Origin of the sequence: Paenirhodobacter sp., assembly GCF_050177655.1 — a bacterium.
GTDB lineage: Bacteria > Pseudomonadota > Alphaproteobacteria > Rhodobacterales > Rhodobacteraceae > Rhodobacter.
Genome location: NZ_JBFXGV010000025.1, coordinates 24,769 through 46,135, shown reverse-complemented (window position 1 = coordinate 46,135; position 21,367 = coordinate 24,769). Strand labels below are relative to the sequence as shown.

The window sequence follows — 21,367 nt, the reverse complement described above, 5'->3', positions numbered from 1 at the left end:
GCGATCGGCGCCGGCGCGTTCGGCCACGAGATGCGCGGCCATGAAAGTGTCGCCCGCGCCGGTGACGCGGGTGACGAGAACGGGGGGCGGGGCGGCGGTGATCACCGCGGCGCCGGCGGCGCCATCGGCCGCGGCGCGCCCGCCGTCGGTCACCAGAACATGGTTCGCGCCGCGCGCGACGAGCGCCGCGGCCGCCGCTTCGGCGGAGGCGAATTCGGTCTGGCAGAGGATCCCGGCCTCCTCGAGATTGACGTAGAGCGTCGCGCCCGGATGCGGGATCAGCGGCGCGAGGCGCTCGGCCTTGCCGGGCGAGGCCGGGGCGATGCGCAGATCGGCGGCGGCGAAAAGCGGCGAGCGCGCGATCTCGGCGAGCAGGATCTGCGTGAGATTGCCGTCGAGCGCGATCGGCCCGGCCCAGGGCGCGCCGGCGTGGCCAAGCCGGCCATCGGCGAGCGGGCGCAGGATCTTGTCGCCCGCGGCCTCGAGGCTGTGCGCATCGGCAATCGCCGCGATCAGCCCGTTCACCCCCTCGATCGCCATGTAGCGGTCGGTCGGCAGGTCGTCGGAGCGATAGACGAAGTCGCAGTCGATGCCGAGGAGACCGGCCTCGGAGATCAGCTCGCTGCCCTCCGTGTCGCGCCCGATCGCGGTCAGGATCGCCGGGCTCAGCCCGAAGCGGGTGAGCGTCATCGCGATGTTCATCGCGACGCCGCCGGGCAGCCGGGTGATCCGGCCGGGCACGTCGGAGCCTGCGCGCATGTGCAGCGGCGCGCGGCCGATGATGTCCCAGAGCACGGAACCGATGCAGAGGATGTCGGGGGTCTTGTCCATGCCCCTTGGTGCCCCGCCGCGCGGCGGCGCGCAAGGGGCAGAGCCGGGGGCGCCGCCCCCGGACCCCCGAGGTATTTCGGGCAAGATGAAGGAAAACTGCATTCATCTTGCCGAAAATACCTCCGCCGGAGGCATCCTCCGCTTGCCAGCGGGGCGAGGGGCCGCTATATCGCGCGCACTTCACAGGCGGAGGCGGGCCTTCGGGGGAGACATCCCCGCAGGTCCACCGGTTGGGGCGATGCCCTGAAATCCTCCGCTCAGGCGCAAACCGGAAAGGAAATGGAACATGGCGCTTCCCGATTTCTCGCTGCGTCAGCTGCTCGAAGCTGGCGTTCACTATGGTCACCAGACGCAACGCTGGAACCCGCGCATGGCGGAGTTCATCTATGGCGAGCGTAATGGCATCCATATCGTCGACCTGACCCAGACCGTGCCCATGCTGGACGCCGCTCTGCAGGTCGTGCGCGACACCGTCGCCAAGGGCGGCCGCGTGCTCTTCGTCGGCACCAAGCGTCAGGCCTCGAAGGCCGTCGCCGATGCCGCGGAAAAATGCGCGCAGTACTACATGAACCACCGCTGGCTCGGTGGCACGCTCACCAACTGGAAGACCGTCTCGCAGTCGATCCAGCGCCTCAAGCACATCGACGAGGTGATGGCCTCGGGTGCGGAAGGCCTGACCAAGAAAGAGCGTCTCCACATGGAACGCGAACAGGCCAAGCTGCAGGCCTCGCTCGGCGGTATCCGCGAAATGGGCGGCCTGCCGGACCTGCTCTTCGTGATCGACGTGGGCAAGGAAGACCTCGCCATCCTCGAAGCGCAGAAGCTCGGCATCCCGGTCGTGGCCGTGGTCGACACCAACTGCTCGCCGAAGGGCGTGGACTACATCATCCCGGGCAACGATGACGCCGCGCGCGCCATCTCGCTCTACTGCGACCTCGTCTCGCGCGCTGCCCTCGACGGCATGACCGCGCAGATGGGCGCCGCCGGCGTCGACCTCGGTGCGCTCGAAGAAGCGCCCGTCGAGGAAGAAGCCGAGGCCTGAGGCCTTTCGGAGCGCCCCCACTTGCGGCCGGGCGCTCCCTGTCACCCGATTGACACGGGGCGGGGGTAACCCCGCCCGGACCATATTCAGAGGAGAAGTCCTATGGCGATCACCGCTCAGATGGTGAAGGAACTGCGCGAGACCACCGGCGCGGGCATGATGGACGCGAAGAAGGCGCTGACCGAGACCGACGGCAACATGGATGCCGCGATCGACTGGCTGCGCACCAAGGGCCTCGCGAAGGCCGCGAAGAAGGCCGACCGCGTGGCGGCCGAGGGCCTGATCGGCGTGGCCGTGAACGGCGGCCGCGGCGTCGCGATCGAGATCAACTCGGAAACCGACTTCGTCGCCAAGAACGCCGATTTCCAGTCGCTCGTGCGTGAAATCACCAAGATCGCGCTGGAAACCGGCGAGTCGGTCGAGGTGGTGAAGGCCGCCGACCTGAACGGCAAGACGGTCGAGGCCGTGCTCACCGACGCGATCGCGCGGATCGGCGAGAACATGACCTTCCGCCGCATGCATGTGCTCGAAGGCGACACCGTGGTTTCCTATGTCCACAACGCCGCGGCCGATGGCATGGGCAAGATCGGCGTGCTCGTCGCGCTGAAGGGCGATGCCGCCAAGGCGCAGGAGATCGGCAAGCAGTTCGCGATGCACATCGCCGCGACCAACCCGCTTTCGCTTTCGGAAGCGACGCTCGATCCGGCCGTCGTCGAACACGAGCTGCGCGTGCAGACCGCGAAGGCGCTGGAAGAGAATGCCGGCTCGGCCAAGCCGAAGCCCGAGCAGGTGATCCACAACAACATCATCCCGGGCCGGATGAAGAAATTCCTCGCCGAGAACACGCTGCTCGGTCAGGCTTTCGTCATCAATCCCGACCTGACCGTCGAACAGGCGGCGAAGGAAGCGGGTGTCGAGATCACCGGTTACGCGCGCGTCGCCGTCGGCGAAGGCATCGAGAAGAAGGAAGAGGATTTCGCCGCCGAGGTCGCCAAGACCATGGCCGGCGCCTGATCCTTCCGGACAGAACTTGCGACGCCGCTCCTTCGGGGGCGGCGTTTGCATTTGCGGTGGTGGAAACCGGGCGGGGTGTGATTGCGACCGCGGCGGGCGCGGAAGATAGCGGGCGCGAAGATGTCGGGCGCTTATGGGGGGCTGAAACTGTCACGGCCCAGACGGGTGGAAATGCACCCGCTGGACCGCTTGCCGGTTACCCGGTCGGGGCCTTGCCGGGAAATATCCGGCAGCCACCCCCGTTCCTGGCCGAAGCCACCACTCACGGAACGGTGAGAATTTACTCCGGGAACGCGAGGGGAACGAGTGAGGTTTTCCTCACCCCCGCGGCAGGTTCAGGAAGATCTGCCGCTGCAGCGAGGCCTTGAGCACCGCCTGCGCCGTGGTCTCGACGTCAAGCGCCTCGCGTGCGAGACGCAGGTGTTTCTCGATCGTGCCCGGGGTCAGGTCGAGCAGCAGCGCGATATCGGCGGTGGTCTTGCCATCGGCCACCCATTCGAGCACCTCGCGCTGGCGCTTCGTCAGCTTGCGGCGGGAGGTGGGGAAGGGCATCGTGGTGATCTTCAGATGCATCAGCGCGTTGAGCAGCATGATCTCGCGGCCCTGTTCGGCCCAGATCGCATCCACCGCCTCCTGGTCGAGACCGCGCCGGGCGCAAAGTCCGATGCCGCCCTTCGCGCGCGAGGAACTGTCGGGAAAGGCGATCGAATAGCCCGCGAGCACGCCGTGGCGGCGGTTGAACTCGAGCACCCTGATCTCGGCCGGGGTCAGCAGGCCGGCGGCGGCGCGCGCGGCCGCCCAGCCCCAGGAACAGGCGCCGACATGGTCGGTCGACCAGCGCACCATCGGCGCGTCGCCGAAAAGCCCGTTGCCGATGAATTCGTCGAGATAGGCCTTCTCGTGGTTCGAGAGAACGAGATTGTCCTCGGGATTGCCGAAGCCGGGGGCCGTCACGAACCGGCTGAAACCATAGACCAGGCGGTCGAACCCATAGGCCGCCATGCGCTCGCAATGCAGCGCCCACACCGCCTCGACATCTTCGAGGGCGATCAGTCTTTCAATGTGTTCGAGCATCATCCCCCCGACAGGACCACCGCGGGACTCACGCGTCTCTGAGGCGTTCAACCATTTGCCACGAAGCTCGGATTCCATGCAAGGCCTTGAACGGCCTTGCGATTGTTACGTCGGGTTGAAATCGTTCCCTGCCGCGCTGTCCGCGGCGCGGCGGGCGGTTTCGCAGCGCGGCATCGCCAGGGTCTCGCGCGTGACCTCGGGGGCCAGCGCCATCAGCGCGTCGAACTGGGTCAGATAGACCTTGCCGCCGAGATGGGCGAGCAGATCGGAGCGCATCAGCCGGTCCATCACCGGGCCCTTGACCTCGCTCAGATGCAGCAGCACGCCGGCATCCTTGAGCCGGGCGTTCACCGCCTCGAGCGCCTCGAGCGCGGAGGCGTCGATATAGTTGATCGCCGGGCAGTTGAGTACGACATGGCGGATCGCCGGCTCGGCGGCGACAGCGTCGTAGATCGTGTCCTCGAGGAAGCGGGCGTTCGGGAACCAGAGGCTCTCGTCGATGCGGATCGAGAGCACCTCGGGGGTTTCGATCACCCGGTGGCGGCGGATGTTGCGGAAATGCTCGGTGCCGGGAACCTGGCCCATCACGGCGGCATGCGGGCGCGAGGCGCGCCAGAGTTGCAGCAGGATCGAGAGCACGACGCCGGCCGAGATCCCGGCGACGACGCCCTCGAAAAGGGTGACGAGGATGGTGACGACCATCGCGAAACCGTCGGCGCGCGAATAGCGCCAGGTCTTGCCGATCGCCTTGACGTCGATCAGCGAGATCACGGCGGTGAAAATCGTCGCGGCGAGCGTGGCCTTCGGCAGGTGGTAAAGCGCGGGGGTGAGGAAGAGCGTGGCGAGCGCCATGCCCACCGCGGTGAAGGCGCCGGCCGCGGGGGTGGCGGCGCCGGCGTCGAAATTGACGACGGAGCGGGCGAAGCCGCCCGAGATCGGCAACCCGCCGGAGAAGGCGGAGGCGAGGTTGATGCCGCCCTGGGCGATCAGCTCCTGATCGGGGTCGATGCGCTGGCGGCGCTTGGCCGCGAGGGTCTGGGCGACGGAGATCGTCTCGACGTAACCGATGATGGTGATGAGCGCGGCGGGCAGGGCAAGCTCGCGCCAGAGCGCGAGGTCGAAGGGCGGCAGCGCGGGCATCGGCAGGCCGCGGGGGATCGTGCCCACGGTGGCGAGGCCGAAGCGTTCGAGCCCGAAGCCCCAGGTGAGCGCCGTGGTGCCCGCGACGGCAAAGAGCGGCGCGGCGCGCGACAGGATCATCGCCGGGCGCGCGGCCATGCCGAGTGCTTCAAGAACGCCCTTCAAGTGCTTTCGAGACCAGAATAAAAATCCGATGGAAAGGGTGGAGATCAGGACGGTGACCGGCTTGATCGCGCCGAGGTTCTCGACGATGCCCGAGATCATCGGCAGGAGCGTCTGCCCTTCGGCGCCGGTGCCGAGGAAGTGCTTCACCTGGCCCGCGGCGATCAGCAGGCCGGTGGCGGAGATGAAGCCCGAGATCACCGGATGGCTGAGGAAGGCGGTGATGAAGCCGAGCCGCAGGAAGCCCATGGCGAGGAACATCAGCCCGGAGAGGAAGGCGAGCGCGATCGCGGCGCCGAGATACTCGGGCGTGCCGCGCGCGGCGATCTGGCCCACGGCGGCGGCGGTCATCAGCGAAATGATCGCCACCGGACCGACGGCGAGGGTGCGCGAGGTGCCGAGCAGCGCGTAGACGACGAGCGGCAGGATCGAGCCGTAAAGCCCGATCTGAGCCGGCAGTCCCGCCAGCAGCGCATAGGCGAGCGCCTGCGGGATCAGCATGATGGTGACAATCAGCGCCGCGACGATATCGGCCTCAAAGGTCGTGCGCGTGTACGCGCGCCCCCAGGTCAATATCGGAAAATATCGTTTTAACATAGGGCCTTGTCAGCCGTTATTCACACGTTTTCCGGCGTGGAATTGCAGCGCCGGCAAGAGCGAGGAATGATCGTAGCCCGCGGCGGCCGCGGCGGTGACGATCTCTTCGAGCGGGATCAGGCCGGCCTGCGACATGCCCCAGAGATGCGAGGAGCGCGTGCCCGAGCGGCAATAGGCAAAGGCGGGCTGTTCGGCCTCGGCCATCGCCGCCTCGAAGGCCGCGACGAGGTCGAGCGTCATCTCGCCCGGGTAATAGGGCAGATAGTGAAACGCCATCCCGGCGTCGGCCGCCGCCTGCGCCATCGCCGCGCTGCCATGCGCCGCGTCGACCTCCTCGTCGGGGCGGTTGCAGATCAGCGTGCGAAAACCGAGCGCGGCGAGCGCGGCCACGTCTTCGGGCTCGATCTGGGGGGAGACCGAGAATGTATCGGAAAGCTTGCGGGGATCCATCGCGCGTCCTCATGGGTGAGGCGGGCAGCGGCCCGCCTCGAAGATTACAGGCCGTTCACCGGCACCTTGAGATAGGTCTTGCCGTCGTCCTCGGGCGGCGGCATCTGGCCTGCGCGCATATTCACTTGCAGCGAGGGGATGATCAAGCGCGGCATCGCGAGCGTCGCATCACGTTCTGTGCGCATCTTCACGAAGTCCTCGGCGCTCTTGCCGCCCCCGATGTGGATATTGCGGGATTTCTCTTCCGCAACAGTGGTTTCCCAGGCGAAGCTGTCACGGCCCGGGGCCTTGTAATCATGCGCGACGAAGATCCGGGTCTCGTCCGGCAGGGTCAGGATCTTTTGAATCGAGGCATAGAGCGCTTCGGCCGAACCGCCCGGGAAGTCACAACGCGCGGTGCCGAAATCGGGCATGAAGAGCGTGTCGCCGACGAAGGCCGCGTCGCCGATCACATAGGTGAGGCAGGCCGGCGTGTGGCCCGGCGTGTGCAGCACCGATCCCTCGAGCGCGCCGATGGTGAAGGTATCGCCCTCGACGAAGAGCTTGTCGAATTGCGAGCCGTCGCGCTGGAACTCGGTGCCTTCGTTGAAGATCTTGCCGAAGGTGTCCTGCACCACGGTGATGCGGTCGCCGATGCCGATCTTGCCGCCGAGGCGCTCCTGAATATAGGGCGCGGCGGAGAGGTGGTCGGCGTGGACATGGGTCTCGAGGATCCATTCGACGCGCAGCCCCTCGGCGCGGATCCAGGCGATCACCGCATCGGCGGATTTCGTGTCGGTGCGACCGGAGGCATAGTCGAAATCGAGCACGGAATCGACGACGGCGCAGGAAAGGCTCGTCGGATCCTTGACCACGAAGGTGACGGTGAAGGTGGCCTCGTCGAAGAAGGCCTTGACCTCGGGCTTGAGCATCATCTTTCTCCCTTTGCCCTGCGATATAAGCGCTCGTCCGGGGCGATCAAGCGCGCGCCCCGCGACACGATGTCAGCCCCAGTGCCAGTTCGCGACGAGGCCGGGCAGCATCTTGAAATCGGAAAAGGCGACGGAATGGGGCAGCTCATGCACCGGGGTGCGGCGATAGCCCTCGGTGTAGAGCGCGAAGGGCAGCGTGGCGTTCTGCGCCGTCGCCGCGTCGATCTCGCTGTCGCCGATGAAGATCGCGCGTTCGCGTTCGAGCTTCGTTTTGCAATGCAGCGCCATTTCCGGATCTGGCTTGCGGGTGGCGAGGCTGTCGCCGCCGATCACCAGATCGAAGAGCTCGAGCAGTCCGACATGGCGCAGCGCGGCGAGCGCGGGGCGATAGGGCTTGTTCGTGCAGATCGCGAGCGGATGGCCCGCGTCGCGCAGCTCCTGAAGCGCCGCGCGCACGCCTGGGTAGCGGCGATTGCCTTCGACCTCGGTTTCATAATGCCGCACAAGATCTTGCAAAACCTCGGAAAAGAGCGGTCCGTCCGGATCCTGCCCGGCGTTTTCGAGCAGGCAGCGGACCAGATGCGGCGCGCCCTTGCCGACGAAGCCGCGCACCTCGGGGAGTGTCGGCGGGGCAAAGCCGTGCTCGGCCAGGACCATGTTGGAAACCGCATGGATCGCGGGGGCGGAATCGATCAGCGTGCCGTCGAGATCGAAGATCACGGAACAGGGCATCAGGCTGCGTCCTTCCATTTGATCGAGCAGCCCATCGAGGCGATTTGTTCGGCGGGGCCGTGGCCGGTGCGGGCGATCTGGAGCATCGCTTCGTAAAGCTCGCGCCGGGCGTCGGGGGGCGCCGGATTGCGGCCGGAGGCGTCGAGACGGCCGCGATACTGGAGTTCGTCAGCAGCGTTGAAGCCGAAGAAATCCGGTGTGCAGATCGCATCGTAAGCTTTTGCGATCTCTTGAGATTCATCGCTTAGATAGGGGAAGGCGAAGGACTTTTCCTTCGCCATCCGCACCATGTTGATGAAACTGTCCTCGGGATAGGTCTCGGCATCGTTCGAACAGATCGCGGCGACGCCGATCCCCTCGCTCATCAGCGCCTCGGCGTCGCGCTGCAGCCGGTCGAGGATTGCGAGCACATAGGGGCAGTGGTTGCAGATGAACATGATCAGCGTGCCACGCGGGCCGCGGATGTCGTCGAGCGTCAGGATCTTGCCCGAGGTGGCGGAGAGGGAGAAGCCCGGAGCCTTCCAGCCAAAATTGCAGACGGGGGGCGAAACGGCCATGAACTTCTCCTTTCAACTCCTTGGAGTGGTTAGATTTCTGCAACGAAGCGATAGGCGTCTCCGGCGCGTTCGACGCGGCCGATGCCGCCTTCGGGCAGATGATAGCCGATCATCGGCAGGCCGGATGCTGACAGTTCCGCGAGCAGGCCGAGGCGGGTCGAGATGCCGGTCTCGCCGTCCTGATCCGAGCCGGAGATCCAGTCTGGCACGGCGAAGGCGAGATGGCCGTTGCCGATCGCATCGCCGGTAAGCATCACCGCCGTATTGCCCGAGCGGATCTCGAAGGCCATGTGGCCGGGGGTGTGGCCGGTGCTTGCGCGCGCGCCGATGCCGGGCAGGATTTCTTCGCTATCCTCGAAGGTTGCAAGGCGATCTTCAAGTACGGAAAGGCGGCGCAGGGCACCGGCGGCAAAGACTTCGCGGCCATGGGGCATCTGCGTCGCGGCCTCGGGTGAAAGCCAGAAATCGCGCTCGGCACGGCCCATCATATGCTGCGCATTGGCAAAGATCGGTTCGTCGAATTCGTCGAGCACACCCCAGAGATGGTCGGGGTGGGCATGGGTGAAGACGACATGGGTGATGTCCTCGGGGGTGACGCCAAGCGCATCGAGCGCGGCGGATAGCTTGCCCGCCGTGGGCATGAAATCGGGGCCGGCGCCGACGTCGAAAAGCACCGTATTCGTGCCGTCGCGCAGGAGCGTCACGTTGCAAGGCGCCTCGACCTGCGGCGTGGTGATCCCGAATTTCGCAAGCATTTCAATGGCCCCGGGGTTGGGGCTCACGAATTCCGTCGGCAGCACCAGATGGCCGTCCGACAGCGTGTCGATCGTGGTCTCGCCAAGCGTGATCGTGGTGGCGGAAAAGCCGAGGCGGGGCAGCGCTCCCATCGCGCCCAGTGCCACGGCCCCCGTCATCAGGCGGCGTCGTGTGATTTGCATGACCTGTCCTCCCTTCAGGTATTCATGCTTTCGAATATGACGCCTGTCCCGCCCCGCGTCCAGCGATCAGAGCGCGGATTGCGCCGCCTTGCGGATCGCAGCGATGTTCTGGCCGTAGACCTCGGGGTTCGAGACCGAACCGCCCTTGAAGACGGCCGAACCGGCGACCAGCACATCGGCCCCGGCCGCCGCGACGAGGGGGGCGGTTTCGGTGGTGACGCCGCCGTCGATCTGGATGTGGATCGGGCGATCGCCGATCATCGAACGGATTTTGCGGGTCTTCTCGACACCGGAATGAATGAATTTCTGGCCGCCGAAGCCCGGGTTCACCGTCATCACCAGCACCATGTCGACGAGGTCGAGCACATCGGCGATGGCCTCGGCGGGCGTTCCGGGGTTGAGGCTGACGCCCGCCATTTTCCCTGTCGCCTTAATGGCTTGCAGGGTGCGGTGAATGTGCGGGCCGGCCTCGAGATGGGCGGTGATCATGTCGGCGCCTGCCTCGGCATAGGCGTCGATATAGGGATCGACGGGGGCGATCATCAGATGCACGTCCATGAAGGTCTTGACGTGCTTGCGGAAGGCTGCGACGGCGGGCGGGCCGAAGGTGAGGTTCGGCACGAAATGGCCGTCCATCACGTCGACATGGACCCAGTCGGCGCCCTGCGACTCGATCGCCTGGATCTCGCGGCCGAAATCGGCGAAATCGGCGGAGAGGATCGAGGGGGCGATCTTGATGGAGCGGTCGAAGGCGGTCATCGTTTCCTCATCAGGTGAGGCGGGCATTTCTGCCCGCCGGTCAAGGGGTTACGCGGCGGAGTTGAGCCGCAGTTTCTGGCGCCAGCCGGGGTAGATCTTGTCCGCATCGGCGGGGAAGCTTTCGAAGGCGCGGGCGAATTCCTTGTGGTCCTTGGCGAAGTCCAGCGGATCCGCGCCCTGTTTCCAACATTGCTCGGCCTGACGCAAGGAGATCGCGCCCGCCGCCGCCCCGTCGATATGGCCGAAGGAGCCGCCGCCCGCGGTCATGATCAGGTTCGAATGCCCGAGATTGGCGAAGAATCCGGGCATGCGCAGCGCGTTCATGCCGCCGGAGATGATCGGCGTGGTCGGGTTCATGCCGAGCCAGTCCTGGTGGAAATAGGGGCCCGGCGCGGCATCATCGGTGATCATATAGGCCATCATCTTGTCGGCGGCCTCGCCCTCCATCTTGCCGAAACCCATGGTGCCGGTGTGGATGCCCGAGGCGCCCTGCAACCGCGCCATTTTCGAGAGCACGAAGGCGGTGTAGCCGCGTTTCGCCTGCGGCGAGGTGACGGCGCCATGGCCGGCGCGGTGGTAGTGCAGGTATTGTTTGGGGAAGTGGCGGCGCGCGGTGGTGATCGCCTGCGGGCCGGTGACGTAGCCATCGACGAGGAAGGCGATGTGATCAGCGTTTTCTCCAAAGGTTTCAAGGATGTATTCGCCGCGGTGGATCATCTCGCGATAGTCGTCGGCGGTGATGTTGAAGGAGAAGAGCTTCGGCGCCCCGGTCTTGTCCTGCGCGCGCACCATCGCGTCGCGCACCGCGACGACCGTCTCCTTGAACGGGGCGAAGACCTGGTTGCCCTGCGGTTCGTCGTTCTTGATGAAATCGCCGCCGAGCCAGAAATCGTAGCAGGCCTTGGCGAAGGGCTCGGGGCGCAGGCCGAGCTTCGGCTTGATGATCGTGCCGACGATGAAGCCGCCGTTCACCACCGGCCGGCCCAGCACGCGCCAGAGGTCGGCGATCGTGGTCGAGGGGCCGTCGAACAGGCGCAGATAGGCCGGCGGCACCCAGAAATCGTGCATCTTGGCATATTCGACATCGCCCATGCCCTGGTTGTTGCCGATCGTCAGGGTCAGGAAGGAGGCCAGCATCGCCCGCCCGTCGATGACGTTTCTGTCAAAGAGGTCAACGGGATAGGCGATCTTCATCAGCTCCTTTTCCGGGTCGATCTGATAGACGAGCGCATCGACGCCGCGGGTGAAATCATCGGTGGTGCAGACCTCGACATTGGTGCCGGTCGAGCTTTCGGCGGCGAAATGCGCGGCGGTCTCGAGATAGCCGTAGCCGGGTTTCGGCTTCATGATATAGGCACAAAGGACGTGGCGCCCCCCGGCGATCAGGTCTTCTTCCTTGAGGTCGAGGCGGGCGTAGCGGTTCGACTGGTCCATGATCTCTCTCCCTTCGATCAGGCGGTTTTGCGGAATTCGGTGGTCTGCGGGGCAAGCGCGCCGCTGGCGTAGCGCTTGGCCATGTCATCCATCGGGATGACCTTGATTTTGTGGGCATTTCCGGCGGTGCCAAAGGCCTCGAACCGGCTGCGGCAGAGCTCGCGCATCGCGTCCATCGCCGGTTTGAGGAATTTGCGCGGGTCGAACTCGGCCGGGTTTTCGGTGGCGATGCGGCGGAACTGGCCCGCCATCGCCATCCGGCAATCGGTGTCGATGTTCACCTTGCGCACGCCGTGGCGGATGCCGCGGACGATTTCCTCGACCGGGACGCCGAAGGTTTGCGGCATCTCGCCGCCGAAGCGGTTGATCACGTCCTGCAGCTCCTGCGGCACCGAGGAGGAGCCGTGCATGACGAGGTGCGTGTCGGGCAGGCGGCGGTGGATTTCCTCGATCACGCTCATCGCGAGGATGTCGCCATCGGGCTTGCGCGAGAATTTGTAGGCGCCGTGCGAGGTGCCGCAGGCGATGGCGAGCGCGTCGACCTGGGTTGCGCGGACGAAATCGACGGCCTGATCGGGGTCGGTGAGCAGCTGGCTGTGATCGAGCTTGCCGGTGGCGCCATGGCCGTCCTCGGCCTCACTCTCGCCGGTCTCGAGCGAGCCCAGCACGCCCAGTTCGCCCTCGACCGAGGCGCCGACCCAATGCGCGATGCGCGCGACGCGCTCGGTGATTTCGACGTTATATCCGTAGCTTGCAGGGGTTTTCGCATCTGCCTCGAGCGAGCCGTCCATCATCACCGAGGTGAAGCCGTGGCGGATCGCGGTGAGGCAGGTGGCCTCGGAATTGCCGTGGTCCTGATGCATGCAGAGCGGGATTTCGGGGTAGATCGCGGCCAGCGCCTCGATCATCTTGGCGAGCATGATGTCATTGGCGTAGCTGCGCGCGCCGCGGCTTGCCTGGATGATCACGGGGGCGTCGCAGGCGCGCGCCGCCTCCATGATCGCGAGGCCCTGTTCCATGTTGTTGATGTTGAAGGCGGGCACGCCATAGGCATGTTCGGCAGCGTGGTCGAGCAGTTGGCGGAGCGTGATGAGCGCCATCGGTCTTCCTTTCAGATGCGGGATTTCGCTTCAGCGGCAATCGCTTCAGCGGTGATGTTGAAGTGATCGTAGAGCGTGGGGGCAGGGGCCGAGGCGCCGAACCCCGTCATGCCGACGAAACCATCGGAGGGGGCGAGGAAGAGATCCCAACCCTGGCGCAGCGCGGCCTCGCAGCCGATGCGCGGGGCGGTGCCGAGCACCTTCGCCACATAGTCGCGGGGCTGGGTGGCGAAGAGCTCGAAGCTCGGGGCGGAGACGACGGCTGCGGCGATGCCTTCCTGGGCCAGACGATCGGCGGCGGAAAGCGCGAGCTCGACCTCAGAGCCAGTGGCGATCAGCGTGACCTGACGCTCGGCCGGATCGCGCAGCAGATAGGCGCCGCGGGCGGTGAGGTTTTCGGCCACATGCTCGGTGCGGATCAGCGGCAGGTTCTGCCGCGAAAGGACCAACATCACCGGCTTGTCCCTTGACATCATGGCAATTTCCCAGGCCTCCGCGGTCTCGACCGCATCCGCAGGGCGGATCACCACGAGGTTCGGGATCGCGCGCAGGCTTGCCAGATGTTCGACCGGCTGATGCGTCGGGCCGTCTTCGCCAAGGCCGATCGAGTCATGGGTCATGACATAGGTGACCGGCACGCCCATCAGCGCCGAAAGCCGGATCGCCGGGCGGCAATAGTCGGCAAAGGCGAGGAAAGTGCCGCCATAGGGGCGCAGACCGCCGTGCAGCGCGATGCCGTTCATTGCCGCCGACATGCCATGCTCGCGGATGCCGTAATGCAGGTAATTCCCGGTGAAATCATCGGATTGCACCGATTTCATACCCTTCGAACGGGTCAGGTTCGAGCCGGTCAGATCGGCGGAGCCGCCGACGGTGAAGGGCAGGGTGGCGTTCACCACGCCAAGCGCCATCTCGCTCGCCTTGCGCGTCGCGAGCTTGGGGCGCTCGGCGCTGAGCTCGGCCTTGTAGGCGGCGATGACCGCGGGCAGGGCGCTGGTATCGCCCGCCTCGGCCGCAAGAAAGTCGGCGCGGGCGGGAGAGGCGGCAAGCCGCGCTTCCCAGGCTGCCCGCGCCGAGGCCCCCCGCGCCGCAACCCGGCCCCAGGCCTTGGCGATTTCGGAGGGGATTTCAAAGGGTTCATGGGGCCAGTTGAGACGGGCACGGGCTGCCGCGATCTCCTCGGCCCCAAGCGGCGCGCCATGCACATCATGGCTGCCCTGCTTGGTCGGCGCGCCGAAACCGATCACCGTGCGGCAGGCGATCAGCGAGGGGCGAGCCTCGGCGCGCGCCGCTTCGATCGCGGCGGCGATCGCCTCCGGATCATGGCCGTCGCAGGCCTGCACATGCCAGCCGGCGGCGGCAAAACGCGCCTGCTGATCGGTCGAGGTCGAAAGGCTGGTATCGCCGTCGATGGTGATATGGTTGTCGTCCCACATCACGATCAGCCGGCCGAGCTTCAGGTGGCCTGCGAGGTCGATCGCCTCGTGGCTGATACCCTCCATCAGGCAGCCGTCCCCCGCCATGACATAGGTGAAATGATCCACAAGATCAGCGCCATAGCGCGCATTCTTCATACGCTCTGCAAGCGCCATTCCGACCGCGGTCGCGATCCCCTGGCCGAGCGGTCCGGTGGTGACCTCGACGCCCTGGGTATGGCCGTATTCCGGATGGCCCGGGGTGGTCGAGCCGAGCTGGCGGAAGGATTTGATCTGCTCGATCCCCACCATGTCGGCATAGCCGAGCAGGTGGTTGATCGCATAGAGCAGCATCGAGCCATGACCGGCCGAGAGCACGAAGCGGTCGCGATCAGGCCAGTTCGGCGCGGTGGGGTCGAGCGTGATGAAGCGGTTGAAGAGCACGGTCGCCACATCGGCCATGCCCATCGGCATGCCGGGATGGCCCGATTTCGCCTTTTCCACCGCATCCATGGTAAGCGCGCGGATCGCATTCGCCATCATGGTTTCCTGAGTGATCTGAAGGTCTTTCATGGCGTTCCTCATGTAGGTCAGGCGCGTTTTGCGTCGCGCACGAGGCGTTCGATCAGCGGCGTCAGGATCAGCTGCATCGCCAGATCCTGCTTGTTGCCGGGGATCACGATCGAGTTCGCCCGGCTCATCCAGCTTCCTGCGATCATCTGCGTGAGATAGGGGAAGTCGATGCCGCGCGGGTTCTTGAAGCGGATCACCACAAGGCTTTCGTCCGGTGTCGGGATCCAGCGCGCGATGAACGGGTTCGAGGTGTCGACCACCGGCACGCGCTGGAAATTGATGTCGGTTTCCGAGAATTGCGGCACGATGCAATGCACATAGGCCTGCATGCGGCGCAGGATCACGTCGGTCACCGCCTCGGTCGTGTAGCCGCGCGAGGCACGGTCGCGGTGGATCTTCTGGATCCATTCGAGGTTGATCACCGGCACCACGCCGATCTTGAGATCGGCAAGCGCGGAGAGATTGACCTCGTCATTCGCGACGCAGCCGTGGAGCCCCTCGTAGAAGAGCAGATCTGTATCCTCCTCGAAAGGCGCCCAATCGGTGAAGAGGCCGGGCGCGACGCCCCATTTCGCGGCCTCGCGATCGTCGTGGACATAGTGCCGGGTCTGGCCCTTTCCGGTTTCGGAATAGGCTTGAAAGACGCCCTCCAAGGCCTTGAGTTCGTTGGCTTCGTAGGAGAAATGCGAAAACCCCTGATCGCCCGCGGCATAGCGGCGGTCGAGCTCGGCCTTCATGTCGGCGCGGTTGAAACGGTGGAAGGCGTCGCCCTCGATCGAGACCGCCTTGATCCCCTCGCGGCGAAAGATCTGGTCGAAGGTATTCTTGACCGTCGAGGTGCCGGCGCCCGAGGAGCCGACGACCGAGATGATGGGGTGTTTTTTCGACATTTTCAGCTCCGGAACAGACCGCGGGTGTTGAACAACGCCGAGGTCTCGTCCCCCGGCAGGTCGTGATAGGCGGCGACGCGCGCGACCTTCGCATTCGTGCCGAAGACGAAGGGCGTGCGAGCGTGCAGCGCGGCGGGCAGGGCGCTCAGGATCGGATCGGCGCCATCGGTGGCACCGCCGCCGAGCTGGGTCACGATCAGCGCGATCGGTGCGCATTCGTAGACATGGCGCAGCCGGCCGTGCTCATAGCCACGGCGCGCGTCGGCGGGGTACAGGAACACGCCGCCGCGCATCAGGATGCGATGGGTTTCGGCCACCAGAGAGGCAATCCAGCGCATGTTGAAATTGCGCGCCCGCGGCCCCTCGGCGCCGGCGACCATGTCGTCGACGAAGGCGCGGATCGGCGCCGGCCAGTGGCGGTAGTTCGAGGCGTTGATCGCATATTCCGAGGTTTCCGGGGGCAGGGGGCGGATATCGGCGATCCGTGCCCAGGCACCGGTTTCCGGATCGAGCACCCAGTGTTGGACCCCCGCACAAAAGGTAACGATCAAAGCGGTTTGCGGGCCGTAGATGATGTAGCCAGCGGCGATCTGTTCGCTGCCCGGTCGCAGAAAGCTCGCCTCGGCGCTGGATGCGGCCGGGAAGATCGAGAAGATCGTGCCGATCGACACGTCGACATCGATGTTCGACGATCCGTCGAGCGGGTCGATCGCCAGAGCGAGCCCGCCGGGGCCGAGATCGAGGATCTCGTCTTGCTCCTCGGAAGCGTAGAAGCGCACCGCAGATCCGGTCAGAGCCGCGCGAAACATGTCGTCGGCGATCAGATCGAGCGCTTTCTGCCCATCGCCCCCGGCATTGGTGCCGGCGCTTGCGGCGAGATCCTGGGTGATGCCGTGGCGGCCAATCAGCCACGACAGCTGCGCGCCGGCCCCGGCGAGACGGTTCATCACATCGGCCAGATCGGCCGCAAGGCCGAGGCCGTCGAAACTGGTGGACATCGAAGCTCCTCCCCGACGATGTTCAGATTTGATCCAAGCATTGCGGGGATTGGCTTTTTGTGAAATTTAATAATCGAAAAGATGCATTAAATTCTGGTGAAGTCATGCGGATGAATGCCCTGACGCTGAAGCAGCTGCGCGCGCTCGACGCGGTGGCGCGGAGCGGGTCGCTGACTGCCGCGGGTGAGATCCTGGGGCTGACGACGCCGGCAATTCATACGCAGATCAAGGGGTTGGAAGACGCTCTTCAAGTGCGACTGACGCAGCGTGCGGCGGATGGTGGCGGGTCTGAGCTGACCGAGGCGGGGCAGGCGCTGCGCGAGGCGGCGCTGCGGATCGAGGAGATTTTGTCGCAGGCGGAGGCCAATCTGGAGGCGATCCGGCGCGGACAGGTCGGGCGGCTGACCGTTGGCGTGGTCTCGACGGGGAAATATTTTGCGCCGCGGCTGGTGAAGATGCTGCAGGAGCGGCACCCGGAGGTGGAGATCGCGCTCAAGGTCGGCAACCGCACGGCGACGATCGAGGGGCTCGAGCGCGACGCTTTCGACATGGTGATCATGGGGCGGCCACCGCGGCGCCCGGAGGTGATCGCCGCGCCGCTCGGGCCGCATCCGCACGGGCTCGTCGCGCCGCCGGGGCATCCGCTGATCGGCCACGAGGCGGAGATCGAGGCGCTTTTCGCCGAGACCTTCATCGCGCGCGAACAGGGCTCGGGCACGCGGATCCTGATGACGCGCTGGCTTGACCGGATCGGCGAGGGGCGGACCTATGACGCGCTCGAGATGGACAGCAACGAGACGATCAAGCAGGCGGTGATGGCGGGGCTCGGCATCGCGTTTCTCAGCCTGCATACGGTGACGGAGGAGCTGGCGAGCGGGCGGCTGGTGGCGCTGCGCGCGCCGGGTCTGCCGGTGGAGCGGCACTGGTTTCTGGTGCGGCCCGAGCATGCGCGGGTGCGTGACGTCACGCTGCGGATCTGGGACGACATCCTCGGGCTCGAGGGGCGCTATCTTCCGAAGGTGCCGGGCGATTGACGCGATCGGGCATCGGCCTATCCTTGGCGTCATAGCCTCGGCAGGAGATCACGAATGGCCTATGCAATCGCCGTATCCAGCCCCGGCGGGGTCGAGAAACTGCACCGGATCGAGATCGGCATTCCGATGCCCGGGCCCGGGGAAGTCACTTTAAGACAGACCGCTATCGGATTGAATTTCATTACGGTTTTGCGCCCGTAATGATGCCGGATCGCATAGATAATTTACATAATATAGGTTATGCGAATCTTGTGTGGCGGTGAGGAGGGCATTTTTGCCCACCTTTCCTCCCTTAGACACCGGTCTTTCCGGCCCCGAAAATGAACTGCGCGAGATCGCTCGTGCGGATCGGTTTGTTCAGCACCACCGCCTGCATCTGCGCCGCGCGTTCGCGCAGCTCCTCCGACCGATCCGCCGTCACGATCCGCGCCGGCACGTCGCCCAGCCGCGCGCGCAGCTCGGCCAGACAGTCGAGCCCGTTCATCCCGTCGCCGAGCTGATAGTCGATCAGGCACAGATCCGGCTCGATCCCGGTCGCCTCGAGCAGTTCCAGCGCCTCTTCGCCCGAAGACACGTCGAACACCGTCACCCCCCATTTCTCGAGGAGCAGCACCATCGCCTTCGCCAGATCCGCGGCATTCTCGACGAGCAGCACCAGCAGATCGTTCGCCTCCGGATCGCGCGCGGCCTGGGCGATCAGCGTATCCTCGCCACGCAAAGCCGGCGCGCTTGCCCCGCGCAGCCCGATCGCAAAGGTCGAACCCCGGCCCGGCGCGGAGCGCAGGCTCAGCGGATGGCCGAGCAGTGCCGCGGCGCGATCGACGATGGCAAGCCCGAGGCCCATCCCCTCGGAGGCCGAGGCCTTCGCGTTCACCCGGTGGAACTCGCGGAAAATCAGATCCTGATCTTCCTCGCCGATGCCGCGGCCGCTGTCGCGCACCTCGACGTAAATCAGCCCGCCGCGCCGCCGCGTGGCGACGAAAATCCGCCCGCGGTCGGTGTAGCGGATCGCGTTCGAGATCAGGTTTTGCAGGATCCGCCGCAGGTAGGACCGGTCGGAGACCACCTCCGCCTCGGTCGGGCGGATCACCAGATCGAGCCCTTTCAGCGCCGCGATCGGGGTGAATTCGTCGGAAAGCGCGCGGAACATCGGGCCAAGCGCGACCGGCCCGACCTCGACCGCCGCGCGCCCGGATTCGAGGCGCGAGATGTCGAGCAGCGCGCCGAGGATGCTCTCGACCGAGCCGAGCGCATTCTGCGCCTTGTCGAGCGTGACGCGGGCGGTGGCGGAGAGCGCGTCGTCGCTCACCGAGGCGAGATAGAGCTTTGCCGCGGAGAGCGGCTGCAGCAGGTCGTGGCTTGCCGCCGCGACGAAACGGGCGCGCGAGGCATTGGCGCGCTCGGCCTGCGCCAGCGCATCCTCGAGCTCGAGCGTGCGCTCCATCACCCGTGCCTCGAGCGTCTCGTTCGCGCGCGCGAGTGCGGCCATCGCTGCGCGTTCCGAGGTGACGTCGGCCAGCGACATCACGAAGCCGCCGTCGGGCAGATCCTGGGCGAAGATCTCGTAGACCTGGCCGCCCTCGCGCGTCACCTCCATCTGGAAATGATCGCGGCGACGCGCGCGGCGGACCCAGTCGGCCAGCCGGTAAGCACTGAAACCATTGGGAAAAATGAACTGGTCGCGGACCTGTTCGAGCAGCGCGTCGAACTGCATCCCCTGCCGGAGCCGGGTGCGCGGCAGGGTCAGGAAATCGGCGAGCCGCGCGTTCCAGCCCAGAAGCTGCAGCCGCGCGTCGAAGATGCAGACGCCCAGTTTCAGATGTTCGAGCGTCGCGCGCAGGATCGCCGATTGATCGTCGAGCATCCGCCCGCGTTCCTCGCGTTCGGCGCGGATCAGGTCGGTCACCTCGGTCTGCAGGATCACCGTACCGCCATCGAGCGTGCGATGTTCGGAAACCTGCACCCAGCGGTCGGGCCCCATCCGCTGCGTCAGGATGAAGTGATGCAGCTCATGGCGGCTGCGGCGCATTTCCATCCAGCGCTCGGGCGTCATCCCCTCGGCCATGCCCAGATGCGCCGAGCTCGCCGCGATGCGGATATACTCCTCGAACGCGAGCCCGGGCAGAAGCTTTTCGCGGATATCGGGCAAAAGCGCGTTGAAACGCGAATTGCACATCACCAGCACGTCGTCGGCACCGAAAAGCGCAAACCCCTCCTGCACCGTCTCGATCGCGGCGGCGAGGTTCTGGCGCGCGGCCTCGGTCTCGCGATGGGCATCGGCGAGGCGCGCGTTCGAGGAGTTCAGCAGATCGAGCGTGCGCTCGAGGTCGCGCGTGCGCTCGCGCACCTGATCCTCGAGCATCGCCGCGCGCTGGAACTGGGCGAAAGCGGCGCCGCGATCCTCGGTCGTCTCCTCGGCATGGCGGATGAGCACGCTCGCGATGGTGAGCAGCTTCTCGTTCTGCCGCGCGAGACTGTCGCCGGGGTCGATCAGCGAGAGCACCGGCGCGCGCTTGCCCTGCCCTTCGGTGCTCATCGCGGCTCCTCCGGCGGAAAGAAGGCAAGCCCGGTCAGCGTCTGGTTCACATGCAGCGCGCCGATCTGCTCGCCGTAGGTCGAAAACCCGGTGACGCGGTGGCGCGCGAGGATTTCCGAGACCTCGCGGCCGCGCTGCCGGCCCTCCGCCTCGATCCGGCGAAAGATACAGTCGAAGCCGAGGATCGCCGAGGGGGCGGCTTCGGCGGAAAGCGCGCCAAGCTCGCGTTCGAGATGGGCGGCGATGTCCTGCGGTTCGGCCAGCGTCAGCACCAGCCCCTCGTCGATCGCGGCGAAAAAGGTCAGCGTGCCGTCGGGGTCGGCGTGCTGGATCGCGCGCACATGGTGGCGCCCGCCCGCCCGCACGAGCACCGGATGGGCGGCGAAGACATAGGTCGAGAGCTGGTCGGGGCGCAGACCGAGCAGCCGCGCATATTCCGCGGCGGCCGGCTCGTCGTTGATCCGCCGCACGATGCGGCTGTGCGGCTCGGCGCGGGTCACCACCATCCGCGCCTCGGTCGGGCGCAGGTGGTCGAGCGAGAAGGGCCGCACCCGGCAGTCGGAGCGCAAGAGCGTCAGCACCGCGGCATTCTCGAGCACCCTGCCCTGCGCGATGATCCGGGTGCGGCGGAAATCCTTGCCGTCCCCGGCCGAGCCGCCCACCACCGGCAGCGGGCCGAGCCCGCCGGCAAGCGCCGCGACGAGCGCGTCCTCCTGGCCCGAAAGCCCGTCGACGAGCAGCACCGCGCTCTCGTGGCGCCGGGAAAAGGCGCGCCGGCCCAGGCTTTGCCGCGCGCGCAGCAGATCGGCGATCAGCGCCCGCGTGTCGAGCCGGTCGAGCCCCTCGATCACCAAAGTCTCGACGTCGAAGCCGCGGCGCGGCAGGGCGAAGGCGACGATCTGCCCCTCGTCATAGCCCGCGCCGGTCACCTCGCCCGCGGTCGAACAGCCGCAGACCGGCGTGCCCGGGAAAAGCGTGGCCGCGCGCGCCGCCAGCGCCTCGGCATCGGCCTGAGGCGAGAGGAAGAGGAAAAGCTGCGCAAAGGGGCCGGGCCCGATCGCATGCGCGATCTCGTCCAGCGGATCGGCCGCATGTGCGGAGACCGCCGCGCTGACCGGGCACCCCGCGGCCCGCGCCGCATCGCCCGGCGCGTTCATCACTTCCTGCATCGGCTGTCCTC

General features: G+C 66.3%; 20 protein-coding genes. 4 read left to right on the top strand and 16 right to left on the bottom strand.

The genetic code is table 11. The features are described from left to right. A partial coding sequence (locus AB7U46_RS10520; RefSeq protein ID WP_428336925.1) for a PfkB family carbohydrate kinase occupies positions 1–831 on the bottom strand: 831 nt, incomplete at its 3' end. 286 nt (positions 832–1,117) lie between these two features. On the opposite strand from AB7U46_RS10520, the gene rpsB reads away from it, so the two are divergent. Together rpsB and tsf are read left to right on the top strand one after the other, a co-directional pair. Further along, a complete protein-coding gene (gene rpsB / locus AB7U46_RS10515; protein WP_428336924.1) occupies positions 1,118–1,873 on the top strand; it encodes a 30S ribosomal protein S2 in 756 nt (251 codons plus the stop codon). A gap of 102 nt (positions 1,874–1,975) precedes the next feature. Next, the gene (tsf, locus tag AB7U46_RS10510; RefSeq protein ID WP_428336923.1) at positions 1,976–2,887 is read left to right on the top strand and encodes a translation elongation factor Ts; all 912 of its coding nucleotides are present in this window, start codon (positions 1,976–1,978) and stop codon (positions 2,885–2,887) included. 318 nt (positions 2,888–3,205) lie between these two features. Here the strand turns inward: tsf and AB7U46_RS10505 are convergent, their stop codons facing one another. The 13 genes from AB7U46_RS10505 to AB7U46_RS10445 all read right to left on the bottom strand — a co-directional run bounded on the left by AB7U46_RS10505 (position 3,206) and on the right by AB7U46_RS10445 (position 16,617). After that, on the bottom strand, positions 3,206–3,961 hold the full coding sequence (locus tag AB7U46_RS10505; protein WP_428336922.1) for a LuxR family transcriptional regulator: 756 nt from the start codon (positions 3,959–3,961) through the stop codon (positions 3,206–3,208). 105 nt (positions 3,962–4,066) lie between these two features. Further along, the gene (locus tag AB7U46_RS10500; protein ID WP_428336921.1) at positions 4,067–5,836 is read right to left on the bottom strand and encodes a SulP family inorganic anion transporter; all 1,770 of its coding nucleotides are present in this window, start codon (positions 5,834–5,836) and stop codon (positions 4,067–4,069) included. A gap of 33 nt (positions 5,837–5,869) precedes the next feature. Beyond that, positions 5,870–6,310 (bottom strand): TIGR01244 family sulfur transferase, encoded by a 441-nt coding sequence (locus AB7U46_RS10495; RefSeq protein ID WP_428336920.1) that lies wholly within the window; start codon positions 6,308–6,310, stop codon positions 5,870–5,872. Positions 6,311–6,354: 44 nt separating this feature from the next. Beyond that, entirely contained in the window at positions 6,355–7,221 is an 867-nt protein-coding gene (locus AB7U46_RS10490) for an MBL fold metallo-hydrolase (RefSeq protein WP_428336926.1), read from the bottom strand. 72 nt (positions 7,222–7,293) lie between these two features. Then, a complete protein-coding gene (gene gph, locus AB7U46_RS10485; protein ID WP_428336919.1) occupies positions 7,294–7,953 on the bottom strand; it encodes a phosphoglycolate phosphatase in 660 nt (219 codons plus the stop codon). Next, the gene (locus AB7U46_RS10480) at positions 7,953–8,510 is read right to left on the bottom strand and encodes a thioredoxin family protein (protein WP_428336918.1); all 558 of its coding nucleotides are present in this window, start codon (positions 8,508–8,510) and stop codon (positions 7,953–7,955) included. The genes gph and AB7U46_RS10480 overlap by 1 nt, the downstream gene beginning before the upstream one ends. A gap of 29 nt (positions 8,511–8,539) precedes the next feature. Next, positions 8,540–9,448 (bottom strand): MBL fold metallo-hydrolase, encoded by a 909-nt coding sequence (locus AB7U46_RS10475; protein WP_428336917.1) that lies wholly within the window; start codon positions 9,446–9,448, stop codon positions 8,540–8,542. A gap of 66 nt (positions 9,449–9,514) precedes the next feature. Then, positions 9,515–10,207, bottom strand: coding sequence for a ribulose-phosphate 3-epimerase (gene rpe / locus AB7U46_RS10470; protein WP_428336916.1), 693 nt, complete (start codon positions 10,205–10,207; stop codon positions 9,515–9,517). Positions 10,208–10,255: 48 nt separating this feature from the next. Then, on the bottom strand, positions 10,256–11,641 hold the full coding sequence (locus AB7U46_RS10465) for a ribulose-bisphosphate carboxylase (RefSeq protein WP_428336915.1): 1,386 nt from the start codon (positions 11,639–11,641) through the stop codon (positions 10,256–10,258). A 17-nt stretch (positions 11,642–11,658) separates the two neighbouring features. Continuing rightward, on the bottom strand, positions 11,659–12,741 hold the full coding sequence (gene fba / locus AB7U46_RS10460; RefSeq protein ID WP_428336914.1) for a class II fructose-bisphosphate aldolase: 1,083 nt from the start codon (positions 12,739–12,741) through the stop codon (positions 11,659–11,661). An 11-nt stretch (positions 12,742–12,752) separates the two neighbouring features. Continuing rightward, positions 12,753–14,729, bottom strand: a complete 1,977-nt coding sequence (tkt, locus tag AB7U46_RS10455; protein ID WP_428336913.1) for a transketolase — start codon at positions 14,727–14,729, stop codon at positions 12,753–12,755. Between the two features lie 17 nt (positions 14,730–14,746). Next, positions 14,747–15,619, bottom strand: coding sequence for a phosphoribulokinase (locus tag AB7U46_RS10450; protein ID WP_428336912.1), 873 nt, complete (start codon positions 15,617–15,619; stop codon positions 14,747–14,749). A 2-nt stretch (positions 15,620–15,621) separates the two neighbouring features. Next, positions 15,622–16,617, bottom strand: coding sequence for a class 1 fructose-bisphosphatase (locus tag AB7U46_RS10445; protein ID WP_428336911.1), 996 nt, complete (start codon positions 16,615–16,617; stop codon positions 15,622–15,624). A 104-nt stretch (positions 16,618–16,721) separates the two neighbouring features. Here AB7U46_RS10445 and cbbR point away from each other — a divergent pair, with 104 nt between their 5' ends. Both cbbR and AB7U46_RS10435 read left to right on the top strand, forming a co-directional pair. Next, positions 16,722–17,651, top strand: coding sequence for a LysR family regulator CbbR (gene cbbR, locus AB7U46_RS10440; protein ID WP_428336910.1), 930 nt, complete (start codon positions 16,722–16,724; stop codon positions 17,649–17,651). A gap of 54 nt (positions 17,652–17,705) precedes the next feature. Beyond that, entirely contained in the window at positions 17,706–17,852 is a 147-nt protein-coding gene (locus AB7U46_RS10435; RefSeq protein ID WP_428336909.1) for a hypothetical protein, read from the top strand. 91 nt (positions 17,853–17,943) lie between these two features. Here the strand turns inward: AB7U46_RS10435 and AB7U46_RS10430 are convergent, their stop codons facing one another. Together AB7U46_RS10430 and AB7U46_RS10425 are read right to left on the bottom strand one after the other, a co-directional pair. Continuing rightward, positions 17,944–20,187, bottom strand: a complete 2,244-nt coding sequence (locus AB7U46_RS10430) for a PAS-domain containing protein (RefSeq protein ID WP_428336908.1) — start codon at positions 20,185–20,187, stop codon at positions 17,944–17,946. Next, a complete protein-coding gene (locus tag AB7U46_RS10425; protein ID WP_428336907.1) occupies positions 20,184–21,356 on the bottom strand; it encodes an FIST N-terminal domain-containing protein in 1,173 nt (390 codons plus the stop codon). Before AB7U46_RS10425 ends, AB7U46_RS10430 begins: the two co-directional genes overlap by 4 nt. Between the last annotated feature and the right edge of the window lie 11 nt (positions 21,357–21,367).

Coding starts and splice junctions, on each gene's coding strand:
- AB7U46_RS10480 (WP_428336918.1), bottom strand. CDS start 8,510: ATGGCCGTTTCGCCCCCCGTCTGCAATTTTGGCTGGAAGGCTCCGGGC.
- rpe (WP_428336916.1), bottom strand. CDS start 10,207: ATGACCGCCTTCGACCGCTCCATCAAGATCGCCCCCTCGATCCTCTCC.
- rpsB (WP_428336924.1), top strand. CDS start 1,118: ATGGCGCTTCCCGATTTCTCGCTGCGTCAGCTGCTCGAAGCTGGCGTT.
- tkt (WP_428336913.1), bottom strand. CDS start 14,729: ATGAAAGACCTTCAGATCACTCAGGAAACCATGATGGCGAATGCGATC.
- AB7U46_RS10450 (WP_428336912.1), bottom strand. CDS start 15,619: ATGTCGAAAAAACACCCCATCATCTCGGTCGTCGGCTCCTCGGGCGCC.
- AB7U46_RS10430 (WP_428336908.1), bottom strand. CDS start 20,187: ATGAGCACCGAAGGGCAGGGCAAGCGCGCGCCGGTGCTCTCGCTGATC.
- AB7U46_RS10495 (WP_428336920.1), bottom strand. CDS start 6,310: ATGGATCCCCGCAAGCTTTCCGATACATTCTCGGTCTCCCCCCAGATC.
- tsf (WP_428336923.1), top strand. CDS start 1,976: ATGGCGATCACCGCTCAGATGGTGAAGGAACTGCGCGAGACCACCGGC.
- gph (WP_428336919.1), bottom strand. CDS start 7,953: ATGCCCTGTTCCGTGATCTTCGATCTCGACGGCACGCTGATCGATTCC.
- AB7U46_RS10475 (WP_428336917.1), bottom strand. CDS start 9,448: ATGCAAATCACACGACGCCGCCTGATGACGGGGGCCGTGGCACTGGGC.
- AB7U46_RS10505 (WP_428336922.1), bottom strand. CDS start 3,961: ATGCTCGAACACATTGAAAGACTGATCGCCCTCGAAGATGTCGAGGCG.
- cbbR (WP_428336910.1), top strand. CDS start 16,722: ATGCGGATGAATGCCCTGACGCTGAAGCAGCTGCGCGCGCTCGACGCG.
- AB7U46_RS10445 (WP_428336911.1), bottom strand. CDS start 16,617: ATGTCCACCAGTTTCGACGGCCTCGGCCTTGCGGCCGATCTGGCCGAT.
- fba (WP_428336914.1), bottom strand. CDS start 12,741: ATGGCGCTCATCACGCTCCGCCAACTGCTCGACCACGCTGCCGAACAT.
- AB7U46_RS10425 (WP_428336907.1), bottom strand. CDS start 21,356: ATGCAGGAAGTGATGAACGCGCCGGGCGATGCGGCGCGGGCCGCGGGG.
- AB7U46_RS10435 (WP_428336909.1), top strand. CDS start 17,706: ATGGCCTATGCAATCGCCGTATCCAGCCCCGGCGGGGTCGAGAAACTG.
- AB7U46_RS10465 (WP_428336915.1), bottom strand. CDS start 11,641: ATGGACCAGTCGAACCGCTACGCCCGCCTCGACCTCAAGGAAGAAGAC.
- AB7U46_RS10490 (WP_428336926.1), bottom strand. CDS start 7,221: ATGCTCAAGCCCGAGGTCAAGGCCTTCTTCGACGAGGCCACCTTCACC.